The sequence below is a fragment of the Acidovorax sacchari genome (assembly GCF_042847045.1).
GTDB classification, from domain to species: domain Bacteria; phylum Pseudomonadota; class Gammaproteobacteria; order Burkholderiales; family Burkholderiaceae_C; genus Paracidovorax; species Paracidovorax sacchari.
In genome coordinates this window covers 4,273,719-4,290,220 of the sequence record NZ_AP035783.1, presented here as the reverse complement: position 1 = coordinate 4,290,220, position 16,502 = coordinate 4,273,719, and the positions used below count along the sequence as shown (strand labels likewise).

Genomic DNA, 16,502 nt, shown 5'->3' with positions numbered 1-16,502 from the left:
TTCGTTCCATGGATGTGCGCATTGAAAAGATTCTCTTCGCTGAAGCCAGCTATTTTCGTCCCTCTCCTGCGCAATCGCGATTAGGGCGCTAGCGCCTGGAAATTTCCTTGTCGCCAATTTTAACTAATTGATTTTTTGAAAATTCCAGTGGCGTGTCGTCGAACCAGATCGTGTCTCCTTCATATTTTATAACTATTGGAAAAACCATACTGTTGTCTGAAATTTTTTGAATTTCTTTTATGATTTCAATTTTGCTCTTGCCTTTCCATTCATGTAAGAGCGTGAGTTGCAATATCGATAGCGATCTTGCTGTGCTGGCTTCACTGGCTCTAACGTAGCTAAGAGTAATTGATCTGTCGATCAAAAAATAGCCGAGAATAATATTGCTTGTGAAAAGGGTGAGGCAGGAGATTGTCAAGATCAACACCGACTTTTGCATTAATCCATCGCCTTGATTGTCTTTTGGGAATATTAGCATTGGCTGCAATGTCATGTATTTTGGCCGCCAGCACGGGTGATGGACTGAGCGCCGTTAGTATGTGGCCTCCGGGGAGTGGTCGATCTATTCCTCAGCGCTGCTTGTGACAGCATTGCACGACTTTGGCAGTGATTTTTTCGGATGGCCAAAACATTTCCAAGTCACGGATTTTTCCTCTTTTTGAGAAGCCAGGAGAACGAAGTTCTGGTGTTTGTAATCTATGCCTATCAAACCTTGAGGGGTTATAGAATAGTTTCGAGTGCTATCCGTGATCTTGGTAAGACTGGTTTTTGCGGAATCACATTCGGCAATGTCAATTCTATTATCTGACCAACACCTTTCGACCGCTTTCAGCGTCGCGGAGAGATTTTGGATCATCGTCATAGAAGACGCTTTTTGTTCGATAATGGTGTCATTTTTGTGGCCGATCCATCCTGCAAGGCAAACGATAAATAGCAAAACAATCGCAGCAAAAATTTCATTGTTTTGAAATATGCGCATTTTTCTGGCTAGTATGATTTTCCATTTTAAGGGAGCGGAATATTTTTATGGATTGGCAGAAAAAAAATGTCGAAATTAGAAAAGATGCTCCAATAAAAATCATTGCGATGAATGGTTGGCGGCATCTAAAAAGTTCATGAGTGAGGGAGAATTTCCCTTGACAGGGGCCGCTTGCCAGGCTGGCAGAAGAGAACAGCCACATGACACTCCATAAAAAGACAAGGAAGAAAAACAAGCCTAATAGGGATAAAGTCAAGGCTTTCGCTTTTTTGCTCATTTAAAACCCCCATAGAAATGGATTGTCAAATGGAGAGACATCAGGTGTGGGTTGTGGAACTCTCGCATTTTCCAGAACTTCACTGGCAAAAGTCTGGCATTGATTTGTGGGTCCCCACCTGCCCAATGGCCTACCAAGTTTCAGCTGCTCATCGACTTTCTTTTCATCCACATCTTTGATGAGGGTGCAAGTCATCCCTGTTTTATCTCGTTCGCTGTGATCGCAAACTTGCACCTTGTCTCCAGGTAAATCTCCAGATGCATTGCCTGCGTTGCCGCAATCGCTTTTTATAGCCCCCATTCCTGCTTCAATTGTGTCTGTCTTGATCCAATGATGATCAATCGGATTCCACGATATGCCGAATGCCGGTTGCTTGCAAAGATAGACATCCAGCCCAGTGGGATCAATGAAAGATTTTGGGTTTTGCCGGGCGTATGAATAATTGTTGGGGCCGCCCTTCAACCCCATCGGATCCTGCGACACATACCTCCCCATCCCCGGGTCATAGTACCGGTGCCGGTTATAGAACAACCCCGCCCCGTCCCCTTCGTCGTGCTGCCCCTGCATGCGGATCGGCTGGTGCAGTCCCAGCGGGTTGTGCTCCTTCACTGTGTTCCCCCAAGGGTCCAGTTCGATCTGCCAGTCTATGCGGCCCTGGGCGTCGATGAGCGCCAGGGGCGTGCCCAGGTGGTCGCAGTGGTAGAGGTGCAGGTGCGTGATGGCGGTGCCTTCGCCGCGCAGTTGCCGCTGCAGGCGCTCGGCGTCCCAGCCCATGCTGTGCAGGTGGCGGCGCGTGTGGTCGCTGGCGCCGTGGAGCAGTTCTTCCTGCAGCGCCTGCATGGGCGCGTGCTGCTCGCGGTCGCCGGGTTCGGCGGCGCCCAGCAGTTGCGCCAGGGTGGGCGGCTCGGCGCAGGCCCCTGTCTGGATGCGCAGCAGGGGCACGAACGTGCCCGGGTGATGGAGCGTGTGGATGCGCTGCGCGTCCTGCGGGCGCAGCGGGTCGCGCAGTTCGGTGAGGGTGAGGGCATCGCCCTGCCAGCCGTGGCAGCGCTCGGTGACGGTGGCGGTCGGCTGTTGTTGTTGTTGCGGGCCGCTGCCCTGCGAGCGCTCGATGCGGCTGGCGATGCGCCGGCTGAAAACGTCGTAGTGGTGGATGCGCCGGATCCGCTCGCCCGTGGCGTGGTTGATCTGCTCGTGGGCGACGAGGCGCCGGGCGTGGTCCCAGTGCAGGCGGTGGGTCTGCCGGCCGTCGGCATGCGTTTTCTCCACGAGGTTGCCGCAGGCGTCCCAGCGGTAGCGCCAGGGGCCGTGGGCCCGCACGCGGTTGTCGGGCCAGCGGTCGCGGGCGTGGCCGGGCGGGGCCGCACCGTCCTGGCGCAGCAGGTCGAAGGCCGGGTCGTGCAGGTGGCGGCGCACCTCGCCGGCCCAGTCACCCTGCGGGCCGCCCGTGGCGTCGGCGGCGGGCTGCCAGGGGTTGCCGGCGGGGTCGTAGCGGTAGTGCAGCGGCTCGCGCCCGGGCAGGTGCGCCGTGGCCAGGCGGCCGGCCGTGTCGTAGGCATGGTGGATCGTGCCCTGCGGGGTGTCGATGCGCGCGAGCCGGCCGGCAGCGTCGTAGTGGTGCTGGCGCGCGAGGGCGGGCAGCCCGGGATGGCCGCCGGACGGCCGGGGCATGCCCGCTTCGGCCGTGCCGTGCACGGAGAGCGCCTGCAGCCGCGAGAGCGCATCGCGGCGCCAGTGGGTCTGGCTGCCCCCGAAATCCAGCGCCACGGGCCGGTGCAGGCCATCGCGCTCGATGTGCAGCAGGGATTCGCCATCCAGCAGCAGGCCGTGCACGTGGCCCGGGCCGTAGGTCAGCCATTGCAGCGGCGGCAGGCCGGGCAGGTCGGCCCCTGTGGGCGCGCCCCCGGCGTCCAGGGCGTGCGTGCTCTCATGGCTCCAGAGCAGGGCGCCATCGGCGGAGCACATCTCCTGGCGCTCGCCCAGGATGCGGCCCAGGCGGTCGCGCCGCAGGTGCACGCTCACCCGGTGGCGGTGCACGGCGGTGTGGTGGTGGGCGGCCACCAGCTGTCCGGCGCCGTCGTGCTCGAAGCGTTCGGTGATCGGGGCTTCCAGCGTGGCGCCCGGCAGGGGCGTGATGGTGCGGGCCAGCAGTTGCCCCGCGTCGCTCCACTCGTAGTCGATGGCGTGGCGCGCGTCCTCGGTGCGGATGCGCTGGCCGCCCCGGTCGTAGGCATGGCGGGTCACGAGGCCATCGAAACCGGTTTCCGCGACGAGCCGGTCGCGCACGTCGTAGGCGAAGCAGTGGGCCCGGGCATTCTCGTTGTGCAGTTCCACGAGGCGGCCGGCGAGGTCGTAGCGGTAGTGCTGCGCGAGCCAGTGCGGCGAGGCCAGCGTTCCCGGGCTGCCGTCCTGCGGTTCGGGCGTGGAAGCACCGCCGTATTCGTAGCGGACCACGCGGCCCCAGGCATCGTGCGCGAAGCGTTCGCACAGGCCGCCCGGGTGGTCGATGGCGGTCAGGTCATCGCCCTCCGGCGTGTAGCGCCAGCGGGTGGTACGGCCCAGGGCGTCGATGGATTCGGCCGGCCGGCCCAGGGCGTCGTAGGCCGTGCGCAGCTCCAGCCCTTCCTCGCCCTGCACGCGCACCGTGCGGCCCCAGGCGTCGTAGTAAAAGCGCGTGGCACGCCCGCTGCAGTCGGTGCGGCAGGCCAGCAGGCCCAGCGCGTTCCACTCCAGCGTGCTGGTACCGCCCCGGGCGTCGGTGATGGCGATGGGCAGGTCGGGGTGCGCTGCCGTCGTCTCGGGGTAGCGGTAGTGCGTGGTGTGGCCGAGCGGATCGGTATGGCGCACGAGGCGGCCCCAGGCGTCGTGCTCCCAGGTGGTGACGAGTGGGTCGCCCATCGGGCCTTCCGGTGCCGGGGCCTGGTGGCGCAGGGGCTGGCCCAGCGCGTCGTGCGCGATGCGGTGGCTGCGGCCGGCCGCATCGGTGATGCCGACGGCGAGGCCCGTGGCCGCGTCGATGGTGTGTCGCACGCGCCGGCCCAGCGCATCCGTGTGCTCCAGCAGGCGGCCTGCGGCGTCGTGCTTCCAGGTGGAGCGGGCGCCGTCCGCCTCGATGCGCTCCGCCACGCGGGCGAGGCCCCCCGTGCCCTCAAACACGTAGCGGCGCCGGCGGCCCAGGCCGTCGGTGACCAACGTGCTGGCGCGCACCGGCTGCGGCGGCGAGGCCTTCGGGTCCGCCGGGAGCGGGGTGTAGTCGAAGCGCAGGTCCAGTCCGTGCGGCGTGGTCTGTGCGATTACGCGGCCCTCTGTGTCGTAGGCATAGCGCGTCATGGGGCGGCCGGCGCGGGCATGGCCCGTCATGCGGCCCGGGTGCGCCGCGTCGCCGTACTCGAAGCGGCGCACGGTGCGGCCCGTGCGGTCGGTCACCTGGGCCAATTCTCCGCGGCCGGTATAGGCGTAGCGCACCAGTGCGAGCGGCGCGGGCAACTCGGACAGGGTTTCCTGGCCCTGGTGTGGATCGGCCTGCAGCCACACGGCCACGAGGCGCACGCCACTGTCCGCACCCCAGCCATGCGCGGCCGGCGAGGCCGGGGCCACGCGTTCCAGTTCGAAGCCGTAGCGGCGGCCGGCGCCGTCGGTGACGCTGCGCAGGTGGCCGGCGAAGGGCCCGTCCGCATGGCGCTCGTGGCGCTGCACGCGGCCGAAGCGGTCGCAGATGCCGTGCAGCACGCCGTGCGGGGCCGCGTGGTCGTCCGTGCCGCCCGTGTCCGCTGCGGGGCCGTTCGGCACAGCAGGCACCGGCCCCGGCGCGAAGACCCACCAGGGGCCCAGCGGCGATGCGGTGGCCACGGTGATGCGCGCATCGGTGCGCACTGGCGCCGGCAGGGCACTCCACAGGCGGGCGAGGCGCTCCGCATGGCCGCCCTGGTGCGCGCCGGGCAGGTGCTCGGTGCCGCAGCGCACGAGCCAGAGGCCTTCGCTTGCGCTGTGGGCGATCTCGCCCGGCGCCAGGGCCTCGAAGGCGATGCGGCGGCCCCGTCCGTCGTGCAGGTGCAGGGCTCCGGGCGCTGCATCGCCTGCGGGTATGTGGGCCACGCGGGCTTCTCCAGGCATCCACCAGCCCGGCCCCAGCAGCCCCACGGGGGCGGGGTCGGGGCTCTGGTAGCTGGAGTACGAGCGCACCAGCGCGAACGGCAACGGGCCGGGCAGGCCGAAGTCTTCCTCGCCGGGCAGCACCTTGGCGCCCAGCAGCGGGTTCACCGGATGGCCTTCGGTGAGGCCGCCCGGGCACACCGAGCAGGCGATGCCACCGGCCGAGCCGATCAGCACCGTGTGCGAGCCCTGCACGATGGGCCCGCCTTTCTTCGTCAACTCTGTCTGGCGTGCGGCTGGCTTGCCCTGGGTCATGCGGTGCGGCCCGGCCCGCGGCGGCCGAACGGTGGAGTTCAAAACGGCCGCGATGATAGGAAGCGCATTTCGGGCAGGGAAGGGCTTGCGGAAATTTGTTTTGTGTCGGAGTGTCTTCGTTTATCGAGGGGCAAATGAAGCGTTATGGCGAGAGACAGGACGGCCATCGGCGGCCGCCGTTCGCTGCTGTGGTTGTCCACGCTTGCAATGGTTTGATAATTCAACAATAATTGAAATATGGAAGAAAATGATGCTGTCCGGGCCCTGCTGGCACTCGCCCAGGCCGTGCGCCTGCGGGTGTTCCGTGCGCTGGTCGTGGCGGGCCCGGAAGGCATGACTCCCGGCGCCCTGACCCAGGCGCTGGACGTGCCCGCCACCAGCCTGTCGTTTCACCTCAAGGAGCTGGCCCATGCGGGCCTGGTGACCCAGGAGCGCCAGGGCCGCCACCTCATCTACCGTGCCGCCTTCGACCGGATGAACGGCCTCATGGCCTACCTCACCGAAAACTGTTGCCAGGGGCAGCCGTGCCTTCCCCGTCCCTTGGGTGTCCCATGCTCGTCGCCGTCCTGATCTTCGTCGCCACGCTCGTTCTCGTCATCTGGCAGTCGCGCGGCCTGGGCATCGGCTGGAGTGCTTCGCTGGGAGCGGCCGCAGCGCTGCTCTCGGGCGTAGTGCACCTCGCGGACATCGCGGTGGTGTGGGGGATCGAGTGGAATGCCACGGCCACCTTCGTGGCGGTGATCCTCATCAGCCTGCTGCTCGATGAAGCGGGCTTCTTCGAGTGGGCGGCCCTGCACGTGGCGCGCTGGGGCGGTGGCCGGGGGCGGCGGCTGTTCGTGCTCATCGTGCTGCTGGGGGCTGCCGTGGCGGCGCTGTTCGCCAACGATGGCGCGGCGCTGATCCTGACGCCCATCGTCATGGCCATGCTGGTGGCGCTGGGCTTCTCGCCCGCGGCCACGCTGGCCTTCGTGATGGCCGCCGGCTTCATTGCCGATACGGCGAGCCTGCCGTTGATCGTCTCCAACCTGGTCAACATCGTTTCGGCCGACTACTTCCAGATCGGCTTCAACCGCTATGCGTCGGTGATGGTGCCGGTGAACATCGCCGCCGTGCTGTCGAGCCTTGCCGTGCTGCTGCTGGCCTTCGGGCGCGATGTCCCGGCACGCTACGAGGCATCGCAGCTCAAGGAGCCCGTCGATGCCATCCGCGATCCGCGGACCTTCCGGGCGGGCTGGGTGGTGCTGGGCCTGCTGCTGGCAGGCTTTTTCGGGCTGGAGCCGCTGGGTGTGCCGGTCAGCGCCGTGGCAGCCGCGGGCGCTGCCCTGCTGCTGGCGGTGGCGTGGCGCGGCGAAGTGATCGACACCAGGCAGGTGCTGCGTGGTGCCCCCTGGCACATCGTCGTCTTCTCGCTGGGCATGTACCTCGTGGTCTATGGGCTGCGCAATGCCGGGCTCACGGACCTGCTCGCCGCCCTGCTGGACCGGCTCTCGGCCATGGGCATCTGGGGGGCAGCCCTGGGCACCGGCTTCCTCTCTGCAGGACTTTCCTCGGTGATGAACAACATGCCCACGGTGCTGGTCGGTGCGCTGGCCATCGATGCCTCGCATGCCGGCGGCGCGGTGAAGGAGGCCATGGTCTATGCCAACGTGATCGGCTGCGACCTGGGCCCCAAGATCACGCCCATCGGCAGCCTGGCCACGCTGCTGTGGCTGCACGTGCTCGCCAGGAAGGGCACCCGCATCGCCTGGGGCTACTACTTCAAGGTGGGCACCGCCATGACCCTGCCCGTGCTCGCCATCACCCTGGCTGCCCTGGCCATCCGCCTGGGCGCGGGCTGAGGCCCATGCGCCCGGCCATCCGTTTCCATCCGCGAGGATTCCTCCCATGAGCGACATCACGATCTACCACAACCCCGACTGCGGCACCTCGCGCAACGTGCTCGCGCTCATCCGCAACAGCGGCGTGGAGCCGACGGTCATCGAGTATTTGAAGACCCCGCCCGACCGGGCCACGCTGGAGCGCCTGATCGCCGACATGGGGGCGCCCGTGCGCGACCTGCTGCGGGAGAAGGGCACACCCTGTGCGGAGCTGGGCCTGGCCGACCCGAAGTGGAGCGATGCGCAACTGATCGACTGCATGCTGCAGCACCCCATCCTCATCAACCGGCCCATCGTGGTGACGCCCCTGGGCACGCGCCTGTGCCGCCCCTCGGAAACGGTGCTGGACATCCTGCCCGGCCCGCAGCAGGGCGCGTTCTCCAAGGAAGACGGCGAAGCCGTCATCGACGCGAAAGGCCGGCGTGTCCACCAGTCCTGACCTTCCGAACATCGATCCGGAACTGCTGCATCCGGTCGACCTGCAGCGCCTGTGGCCTGCGGAACGCTCGACGCACCCGCCGCGCATCCTGCTGCTGTACGGTTCGCTGCGGGAACGCTCCTTCAGCCGCCTGCTGACCGAGGAGGCTGCGCGCCTGCTGCATGCCCTGGGCGCCGAACCGCGCATCTTCGATCCCGCCGGCCTTCCCCTGCCGGACGGTGCGCCGGAAGACCACCCCAAGGTGCGGGAGCTGCGCGAGCTGGTGCAGTGGTCCGAAGGCATGGTGTGGACCTCGCCCGAGCGCCATGGCGCGATGACCGGGATCATGAAGATCCAGATCGACTGGATCCCGCTCGCCCTGGGGTCGGTGCGGCCCACGCAGGGCAAGACGCTGGCGGTGATGGAGGTGTCGGGCGGATCGCAGTCCTTCAATGCCGTCAACCAGCTGCGGGTGCTGGGCCGGTGGATGCGGATGCTCACCATCCCGAACCAGTCTTCCGTCGCCAAGGCCTTCCAGGAGTTCGACGAAGCGGGGCGCATGAAACCCTCGCCTTACTACGAGCGCGTGGTGGACGTGATGGAGGAACTGGTCAAGTTCACGCTGCTGACGCGCGATTGCGCGCCCTGCCTGGTGGACCGCTACAGCGAGCGCCGCGAGAGCGCGCAGGCGCTGTCGGCCCGCGTGAACCTGCGGAGCATCTGACCCGGGCCTGCGGCAGCGCCCCGGCCGCAGGGCCCCGGTGAAACCGCGCTCAGGCTTCGGCGGCCTGGAGCAGGGCCTGCAAGGCGGCTTCCACGTCGCCGGTATCCACGCCGTCCACGGGCGCCAGATGGGCCGCCAGGGCCGCCAGGGCCCCGGGCTCCTTCTGCAGGCGGGCGATCGCCTGGCCCGCGTCGCGCGGCGCGGTGAAGCCCGTGCTCTGCAGCAGCAGGCGGCCATCCGCGGCGACCAGCTTGAAGTAGAAGCGGCCATCGGCCTCGCGGTACTGCTTGAACGAGGGCAGGGCGGCGGCCTTCGCGGCCGCGCGCGGCGCGCTGGCCGCCACCGCGCCGCCGCGCAGGCTGCGCAGGCCCACGGCGTGGCGCAGGTCGCGCAGCAGGGGCCCGGCCTCCGCGCGGGCCTTCCCGGCGCCCGCGAGCAGGATGTCCTCGATGCGGCCCGGATCGGCGATCAGCGCGTCGTAGCGCTCGCGCATCGGCGCGACCACGCCGTCCACGCGCTCGAACAGGACCTGCTTGGCCTCGCCCCAGGCAATGCCTTCGGCGAACTGCCGGCGCAGCGCCTCGGTTTCCGCGTCGGTGGCGAACGCGCGGTAGATCTGGAACAGGGCGGAGCCCTCGGTGTCCTTGGGTTCGCCGGGCGCGCGGGAATCGGTCTGGATGCTGTTGATCAGCCGGCGCAGCTGCTCGCGCGGCGAGAAGAGCGGGATCGTGTTGTCGTAGCTCTTGCTCATCTTGCGGCCGTCCAGCCCGGGCAGCGTCGCCACGTGCTCGTCCACCGCCGCCTCGGGCAGCACGAAATGCTCGCCGTAGAGGTGGTTGAAGCTCGACGCGATGTCGCGCGCCATCTCGATGTGCTGCACCTGGTCGCGCCCCACGGGCACCTTGTGCGCCTTGAAGGCCAGGATGTCGGCGGCCATCAGCACCGGGTACATGAAGAGCCCGGCCGTCACGCCGTCGTCCAGCTCCCGGCCCGCGGCCTCGTTCTTGTCCTGCGATGCCTTGTAGGCATGGGCGCGGTTGAGCAGGCCCTTGCCGGTCACGCACGACAGCAGCCAGTTCAGCTCCGGGATCTCGGGGATGTCGGACTGCCGGTAGAACGTGACGTGCTCCGGGTCCAGGCCGGCCGCCAGCCAGCTCGCGGCGATTTCCACCGTGGAGCGCTGGATGCGCGCCGGGTCTTCGCACTTGATGAGCGCGTGGTAGTTCGCCAGGAAGTAGAAACTCTGCACGCCGGGCCGCTGGCTGGCCGCCACCGAGGGGCGGATCGAGCCGACGAAGTTGCCCAGGTGGGGCGTGCCCGTGGTCGTGATGCCGGTGAGAAAGCGCGTGGTGCTCATGGTCGAATCGGCTCGGGGCCGGAGGAGAAACGTCAAAACGGAAAGCAGGCCGGGCCGCCGAATGGCCCGCGGGCGCCGCGCCGGTTCAGCCCAGCAGGGCCGTGAGCGGCGTGAGCAGCAGGTTGATGGCCGAATAGCCCAGGGACATCAGCGGCCGCAGCCACACCGTGCCCACGATGCCCGCCACCACCAGCGCCAGCACGATGAAGAAGCCATAGGGCTCGATGCGCGAGAGCCAGCTGGCCTGCCGCCAGGGCAGCAGCCCCACGAGGATGCGCCCGCCGTCGAGCGGCGGCAGGGGGAACAGGTTGAATGCCCACATGACGAGGTTCACCAGCACGCCGGCGCGCGCCATCTCCATGAAGAAGCGCTCGTCCATCCCGAAGCCCACCAGCATCACCAGCAGCACGGCCCACAGTACCGCCTGCACGAAATTGGACGCCGGCCCCGCGAGCGCGACCCAGATCATGTCCCGCTTGGGGTTGCGCAGGTGCCCGAAGTTCACCGGCACCGGCTTGGCATAGCCGAACAGGAAGGTGCCCGACGTCGCGAAATACAGCAGCAGCGGCATCAGGATCGTGCCCACCGGATCGATGTGCTTGAGCGGATTGAGCGTGATGCGCCCCATCATCAACGCGGTGTTGTCGCCGAAGTGACGCGCGGCGTAGCCGTGCGCCGCCTCGTGCACGGTGATCGCGAAGAGCACCGGCAGGGCGTAGATGAGGATGGTTTGGATGAGATTGGAGAAGTCCACCCGCCGATTGTCTCAGAGGCCGCGTTGCGCACCCCGCACGCGGCAGGGGAACCCCTCGGACCGGACGGGCCGCGCCGGCGTTAGGATGTCCAATTGTTGCCAAATGCAACCACAATACCAACAGCAGGAGACACATGTAATGGCTTGGGATGGATGGAGAACGGGGACGCGGCTCGTCCTGGCCTTTGGATCGGTGGCGCTGCTGGTGGCATGGCTCATGGGCGTGGGCCTGTCGGACATCGGCCGGGCGCAGGAAGCCCATCGCGCCGTGCTGCAGGCGGCGACCGCCCTGCCGGACGCGGCACAGCGCGCACCGATCGAGCGCGCGGTCGCCACGGCCGAAGCCGAGCTGTCCGGCATGCGCGCCTGGCTGCTGGGCCTGGGCTGCGCGGTATTCGTGGTGGCGGGCGCGGCCTTCGTGCTGCTGCGCCGCGGCATCGTGGCCCCGCTCGACCAGGCCATCCTCATCGCCGAGACCGTCGCCGCCGGCGACCTGAGCCAGGAGTTCAGCTCCGAGCTGCAGGGCGACTTCGGGCGCCTGCTCGGGGCGCTGGGCACCATGGAGGACACGCTGACCGAACTCGTCTCGCGCATTCAGCAGTCCACCCATGCCATCGGCGCGAGCGCCGGGGAGATCGACGCCGGCAACGGTGACCTGGAGCGCCGCACCGGCGAGCAGGTCGCCTCCCTGGCCGAGACCGCGCAGAGCATGGAACAGCTCACCGCCACCGTCCGCCAGAACGCCGACCGCGCCCGGTCCGCCAGCGGCCTGGCCGTGCAGGCCTCGGGCACGGCCGAGCGCGGCGGCGCCGTGGTGGGCCAGGTCGTGCAGACCATGCAGGCCATCAGCGGCAGTTCGCACAAGATCGTGGACATCATCCAGGTGATCGAGGGCATCGCCTTCCAGACCAACATCCTGGCGCTCAACGCGGCCGTGGAGGCCGCCCGCGCGGGCGAGCAGGGCCGCGGCTTCGCCGTGGTCGCCTCCGAAGTGCGCAGCCTGGCACAGCGCAGCGCGGTGGCCGCGCGCGAGATCAAGGGCCTGATCGACGCGTCGGTGGAACAGGTGCGCAGCGGTGCCGGGCTGGTGGACGAGGCCGGGCGCACCATGCAGGACATCGTCGGCGCGGTGGGGCAGGTCAGCGGCCTGCTGGCGGAAATCTCCCACGCGCTGCAGGAGCAGAGCGACGGCATCGTCGACGTGAACCAGTCCGTCGCCCAGATGGAAGGCACCACGCAGCAGAACGCCGCGCTGGTGCAGCAGGCCTCGCGCGCGGCCACGGCGCTGAACGACCGCGCACAGGATCTTCAGCGCGCGGTGGGGGCGTTCAAGCTGGATTGAGCCGGTCTCTACAGCCCCAGTGCCGACAGCGGGCCGCGGCCCTCGCGCACCACGCGCGGATCGCCGCCCGTGGCCATGTCGGTCAGGTCCACCACGGTGGTGGGCTCCAGCGGGCAGGCGCCCGCGTCCACCACGGCATCGATCTGGTGCTCGAAGCGGGCGCGGATCTCCGAAGGGTCGTTCATCGGCTCCGTCTCGCCGGGCGGGATCAGCGTGGTGGCCAGCAGGGGCGCGCCGTGCAGTTCCAGCAGCAGCTGCAGCCCCTTGCGGTCGGGCACGCGCAGGCCGATGGTCTTGCGCTGCGGATGGCTCACGCGGCGCGGCACTTCCTTGGTCGCGTCCAGGATGAAGGTGTAGGGGCCGGGCGTGGCCTGCTTCACGAGGCGGTATTGGCGGTTGTCCACGCGGGCGTAGTTCGACACTTCCGACAGGTCGCGGCACAGCAGCGTCAGGTGGTGCTTCTCGTCCACCTGACGGATGCGGCGCAGCCGGTCCACGGCGTCCTTGTCGTCGAGCTGGCAGACGAGCGCGTAGCTGGAATCCGTGGGCACCGCGAGCACGGCGCCGCGGGCCAGCAGGGCCGCGGCCTGCTTGAGCAGCCGGGGCTGCGGGTTGTCGGGGTGGACTTCGAAATACTGGGCCATGGGGGTGTCAGTGGGCGCGCCGCACGCGGTCGGCCAGCAGCTCCCACACGGGCGTGAGGGCGCCGGGCAGGGGCGGCAGCGTGCCCAGGTCGGTGTGCGATTCGTCGGGGCTGTGGAAGTCGCTGCCGCGCGAGGCGGCCAGGCCGAATTCCTGCGCCATGGCCGCGTAGGTGCCGTATTCGGCGGCCGTGTGGCTGCCCGTCACCACCTCGACGCCCTGGCCGCCGTGCTGGCGGAATTCGGAAAACAGCGCGTACTCTTGCGTGGCGGAGAACTTGTAGCGGGCCGGGTGCGCGATCACGGCCATGCCGCCGGCCTGCGTGATCCAGCGCACCGCGTCGCCCAGCGCGGCCCAGCGGTGCGGCACGTAGCCGGGCTTGCCCTCGGTGAGGAAGCGGCGGAACACCTCGGAGGTATCACGGCACACGCCCGTCTCGACCAGGAAGCGCGCGAAATGCGTGCGGGAGATGAGTTCGGGATTGCCCACGTAGCGCAGCGCGCCTTCGTAGGCATCGCGGATGCCGACCTGCGCGAGCTGCTGCGCCATCTCCTGCGCGCGCTGGCCGCGGCCGCCACGCGTGTCGGACAGGCCCTGCACCAGCTGCGCATCGTCCGGGTCGAAGCCGAGCCCGACGATGTGCACCGTGGTGCCGATGAAGGTCACCGAGATCTCCACGCCGGTGAGGTAGTCCATGCCCTGCGCGGCCGCGGCGGCCATGGCCCGGTGCTGGCCGCCCACTTCGTCGTGGTCGGTCAGGGCCCACAGCTCGACGCCGTTGGCGCGCGCCCGCTGTGCCAGTGCCTCGGGCGTGAGCGTGCCGTCGGACACCACGGAGTGGCAATGGAGGTCGGCGTTCAGCAGGATGGACACGGGGACATTGTAGGACCGCGATCCCGCAGGCGTATCTGCCGAGCCACAAAACGCGGATGGCAACGTGGCAACTGTCCCGTGCCGCGGTATCTGCTGCCCAAGCGGGCTGCGCCGGGCCAGCCCGCGCGCCCGTGTTCAGAGCTGGGCGCCCTCCACCAGGAACTGCACCCGCCGCTCTCCCTTCCACTCGTTCACGTCGAGCCGGAACGCCAGCAGCACGCGCGCCGGAAGCGGCTCCGTGTGGCCGAACCAGATGCCGTCCACCGGTCGGCCCTGGTGCAGCAGCTTGAGCGACAGGTGGTTCTTCCCTTCGCCCACGAGGCGCTGGCTCACGATCTCCACCTCCTCGCTGAAAGTCGGCGGCGCGAAGCCCTGGCCCCAGACCTCGCGGTGCAGCGTGTCCACGAGTTCGGCGCGGCAGTACTCCGGCGAGAGCGGTCCGTCGGTGTCGAGCCGGCGCATGAGCGTGGCGGCATCCAGCCACTCCTGCGCCACCTGGGCGAACGCGCGCTCGAACACCGGAAACTGGTCCTTCGCCACGGTGCAGCCGGCCGCCATCGCGTGGCCGCCGAATTTCAGGATCACGCCCGGATGGCGCTTGGCCACCAGGTCCAGCGCGTCGCGCAGGTGGAAGCCGGGAATGGAGCGGCCCGAGCCCTTGATCTCGTCTTCCTTGCCGGGCGCGCTGCTGGTGGCGAACACGAAGGTCGGCCGGTGCAGCCGGTCCTTGATGCGCGAGGCCACGATGCCGACCACGCCCTCGTGGAAGTCCGGGTCCCACACGCTCACCGCGGCCGGCGGCTCGTCGTTCTCGCCGAACAGGCTCTCGGCCATCAGCAGGGCCTGCTCGCGCATGCCGCCTTCGATCTCGCGCCGCTCGCGGTTGATGGCGTCGAGCGTGCGCGCCAGTTCCGCGGCCCGGCCCGGGTCGTCGGTCAGCAGGCATTCGATGCCCAGCGTCATGTCCGCGAGGCGCCCGGCCGCGTTGATGCGCGGGCCCAGCGCGAACCCGAAATCGAAGGTCGTCGCCACGGCCGCCTTGCGGCCCGCCGCGTCGAACAGCGCCGCGATGCCCGCCGGCATGTGGCCCGCGCGGATGCGCTTGAGCCCCTGCGCCACCAGGCGCCGGTTGTTCGCGTCCAGCCGCACCACGTCGGCCACCGTGCCCAGGGCGACCAGGGGCAGCAGCGGCTCCAGCTTCGGCTGGCTGGCCTTGTCGAACACGCCGCGTTCGCGCAGTTCCGCGCGCAGCGCCATCAGCACGTAGAACATCACGCCCACGCCGGCGATGGACTTGCTCTCGAAGCTGCAGCCCGGCTGGTTGGGGTTCACGATGGCATCGGCCTGCGGCAGTTCCGGGCCGGGAAGGTGGTGGTCCGTGACCAGCACCGAGAGGCCCAGCGCCTTGGCCTCGGCCACGCCCTCCACGCTGGCGATGCCGTTGTCCACCGTGACCAGCAGGTCGGCCCCGCGTTCGCGCACGCGGCGCGCGATGGCCGGGCTCAGGCCGTAGCCGTCGGCGATGCGGTCGGGCACCAGGTAGTCCACCTGGCGGGCACCCAGCAGCCGCAGGCCGCGCACCGCCACGGCGCACGCGGTGGCGCCGTCGCAGTCGTAGTCGGCCACCACGACGATGCGCCGGTCCTGCGCGATCGCATCGGCCAGCAGTGCCGCGGCCTCGCGCATGCCCCGCAAACCCGGCGGCGGCAGCAGCCGCGCCAGCGCGTCGTCGAGCTGGTCGTGGGCGGTCACGCCGCGCGCCGCGTACAGCCGCGCGAGCAGCGGATGCACGCCCGCCTGCTCCAGCGCCCACACGGCGCGGGGCGGAATGTCCCGGGCCACGATCTTCATAGCTGCTCCTGCACGGCCTGGAAGCGCACCGGCCGCAGCCTGCGGCGCAGGCGCTCCAGCAGGCTGGCGGGCGCGGTTTCCCAGGCCATGGCGCTGCGCTCTCCGCACAGCGTCAGGCGTGCGGCGCCGCCGCGCTCCACATGGTCCGCCAGGCGGGCGACCGGCCCGGCGTCCAGCGCTTTCCAGCCCTCGGCCCAGGCGCGCCAGTCCTCGTGCAGCGCGGCATCGCGCAGGGCCTGCGGCACCTCGGGCGGTGCCGCGGCGGCCGGTAACTGGCCGGGCAGGCGGCCCGCGCCGTGCACCCAGAAGGCGTTCACCGGCGCCTGCCCGCGCCCGGCGCGCGCGTCGTTGAAAGGATGGGTGTAGAGCAGCATCTGCATCTCGCTGTGCAGGCGGTGCAGCAGCCGCGCCTGGGCCGCATCGGGCATCCAGGCACGCACGTCGCGCTGCACCACGCGGTCCAGCGAGGCCGTGGCCAGGCCGTCGAACAGCGCCGATCGCGCCAGCCAGCGCGTGGGCGCGTGGTAGGCCAGCTCGATGCCGTCCTCCGCGAACCAGGGCGCGAGGATGTCCATCAGCGCGCGCGATCCGGCCTCGTCCAGGCCCAGCGCGGCCGGGTCCGCCAGCATGACCTGGTCGGCGCCCACCTGCCACTGGCAGGGTGTCACCCAGGCCCAGGCCGAACCGTCGGCCGGGCCGGGCTGCGCCGCGTGGCGCTCCCAGGCCGCCCAGGGCGTGGTGCCGGCGCGGCTGGCCGGCAGGCCCAGGTGGCGCGCCAGCGCGCGCTCGTGCGGCGGGGTGAAGTCGGACTCTTCGCCGGCATCCGTGCCGGCGGGCGACAGGCGCGCGAGCAGCCGGTCCAGGTGGGGCAGGCCGAGGCCCTGCAGGGCCTGCCGGCACCCCGGCGCCGTGCTGGCCGCCAGGGGAATGAGCAAATGGTGGATCTCCGACATGGCGGGTATTGTCCGGGATGCCACAATCGGCGCCGTCCCGCTGCCGCC

Annotated in this window: 15 protein-coding genes; 5 read left to right on the top strand and 10 right to left on the bottom strand. The window is 68.7% G+C overall.

All coding sequences use genetic code 11. The annotated features are described in order from the left end of the window. Nucleotides 1–88: 88 nt before the first annotated feature. The 4 genes from ACGHC0_RS19070 to ACGHC0_RS19055 all read right to left on the bottom strand — a co-directional run bounded on the left by ACGHC0_RS19070 (nucleotide 89) and on the right by ACGHC0_RS19055 (nucleotide 5,627). Entirely contained in the window at nucleotides 89–493 is a 405-nt protein-coding gene (locus tag ACGHC0_RS19070; RefSeq protein ID WP_368352457.1) for an Imm58 family immunity protein, read from the bottom strand. 69 nt (nucleotides 494–562) lie between these two features. Next, nucleotides 563–979, bottom strand: coding sequence for a hypothetical protein (locus tag ACGHC0_RS19065; RefSeq protein WP_368352456.1), 417 nt, complete (start codon nucleotides 977–979; stop codon nucleotides 563–565). Continuing rightward, the gene (locus tag ACGHC0_RS19060; protein ID WP_368352455.1) at nucleotides 957–1,256 is read right to left on the bottom strand and encodes a hypothetical protein; all 300 of its coding nucleotides are present in this window, start codon (nucleotides 1,254–1,256) and stop codon (nucleotides 957–959) included. Before ACGHC0_RS19060 ends, ACGHC0_RS19065 begins: the two co-directional genes overlap by 23 nt. Further along, nucleotides 1,257–5,627 carry an RHS repeat-associated core domain-containing protein gene (locus ACGHC0_RS19055; RefSeq protein WP_415266458.1) on the bottom strand — a complete coding sequence of 1,457 codons (4,371 nt, stop codon included), beginning with the start codon at nucleotides 5,625–5,627 and terminating at the stop codon, nucleotides 1,257–1,259. A 273-nt stretch (nucleotides 5,628–5,900) separates the two neighbouring features. On the opposite strand from ACGHC0_RS19055, the gene ACGHC0_RS19050 reads away from it, so the two are divergent. The 4 genes from ACGHC0_RS19050 to arsH are packed head-to-tail and all read left to right on the top strand — an operon-like array spanning nucleotide 5,901 to nucleotide 8,682. Next, nucleotides 5,901–6,233: an ArsR/SmtB family transcription factor gene (locus tag ACGHC0_RS19050; protein ID WP_415266457.1), complete on the top strand. Its 333-nt coding sequence runs from the start codon at nucleotides 5,901–5,903 to the stop codon at nucleotides 6,231–6,233. Beyond that, a complete protein-coding gene (locus ACGHC0_RS19045) occupies nucleotides 6,215–7,501 on the top strand; it encodes an arsenic transporter (protein WP_415266456.1) in 1,287 nt (428 codons plus the stop codon). The genes ACGHC0_RS19050 and ACGHC0_RS19045 overlap by 19 nt, the downstream gene beginning before the upstream one ends. A gap of 46 nt (nucleotides 7,502–7,547) precedes the next feature. Next, complete coding sequence (gene arsC / locus ACGHC0_RS19040; protein WP_415266455.1) at nucleotides 7,548–7,979, top strand: arsenate reductase (glutaredoxin); 432 nt, start codon at nucleotides 7,548–7,550, stop codon at nucleotides 7,977–7,979. Continuing rightward, entirely contained in the window at nucleotides 7,963–8,682 is a 720-nt protein-coding gene (gene arsH, locus ACGHC0_RS19035; protein ID WP_415266454.1) for an arsenical resistance protein ArsH, read from the top strand. Before arsC ends, arsH begins: the two co-directional genes overlap by 17 nt. A gap of 49 nt (nucleotides 8,683–8,731) precedes the next feature. Here arsH and ACGHC0_RS19030 read toward each other — a convergent pair whose 3' ends face one another. Then, nucleotides 8,732–10,039 carry a tryptophan--tRNA ligase gene (locus ACGHC0_RS19030; protein ID WP_415266453.1) on the bottom strand — a complete coding sequence of 436 codons (1,308 nt, stop codon included), beginning with the start codon at nucleotides 10,037–10,039 and terminating at the stop codon, nucleotides 8,732–8,734. Between the two features lie 85 nt (nucleotides 10,040–10,124). Beyond that, nucleotides 10,125–10,793 (bottom strand): site-2 protease family protein, encoded by a 669-nt coding sequence (locus tag ACGHC0_RS19025; protein ID WP_415266452.1) that lies wholly within the window; start codon nucleotides 10,791–10,793, stop codon nucleotides 10,125–10,127. Between the two features lie 139 nt (nucleotides 10,794–10,932). Between ACGHC0_RS19025 and ACGHC0_RS19020 the strand changes: the two genes are divergently transcribed. Beyond that, the gene (locus ACGHC0_RS19020) at nucleotides 10,933–12,135 is read left to right on the top strand and encodes a methyl-accepting chemotaxis protein (RefSeq protein WP_415266451.1); all 1,203 of its coding nucleotides are present in this window, start codon (nucleotides 10,933–10,935) and stop codon (nucleotides 12,133–12,135) included. A gap of 8 nt (nucleotides 12,136–12,143) precedes the next feature. On the opposite strand, the gene ACGHC0_RS19015 is transcribed toward ACGHC0_RS19020, so the two are convergent. From ACGHC0_RS19015 to ACGHC0_RS19000, 4 genes are all read right to left on the bottom strand, one after another. Next, nucleotides 12,144–12,779: an L-threonylcarbamoyladenylate synthase gene (locus ACGHC0_RS19015; RefSeq protein ID WP_011796750.1), complete on the bottom strand. Its 636-nt coding sequence runs from the start codon at nucleotides 12,777–12,779 to the stop codon at nucleotides 12,144–12,146. Nucleotides 12,780–12,786: 7 nt separating this feature from the next. After that, nucleotides 12,787–13,650 carry a 3',5'-nucleoside bisphosphate phosphatase gene (locus ACGHC0_RS19010; RefSeq protein WP_415266450.1) on the bottom strand — a complete coding sequence of 288 codons (864 nt, stop codon included), beginning with the start codon at nucleotides 13,648–13,650 and terminating at the stop codon, nucleotides 12,787–12,789. 135 nt (nucleotides 13,651–13,785) lie between these two features. Next, nucleotides 13,786–15,501, bottom strand: coding sequence for a single-stranded-DNA-specific exonuclease RecJ (recJ, locus tag ACGHC0_RS19005; protein WP_415266449.1), 1,716 nt, complete (start codon nucleotides 15,499–15,501; stop codon nucleotides 13,786–13,788). Next, nucleotides 15,498–16,454 carry a phosphoglycerate mutase gene (locus ACGHC0_RS19000; protein ID WP_415266448.1) on the bottom strand — a complete coding sequence of 319 codons (957 nt, stop codon included), beginning with the start codon at nucleotides 16,452–16,454 and terminating at the stop codon, nucleotides 15,498–15,500. Before ACGHC0_RS19000 ends, recJ begins: the two co-directional genes overlap by 4 nt. Between the last annotated feature and the right edge of the window lie 48 nt (nucleotides 16,455–16,502).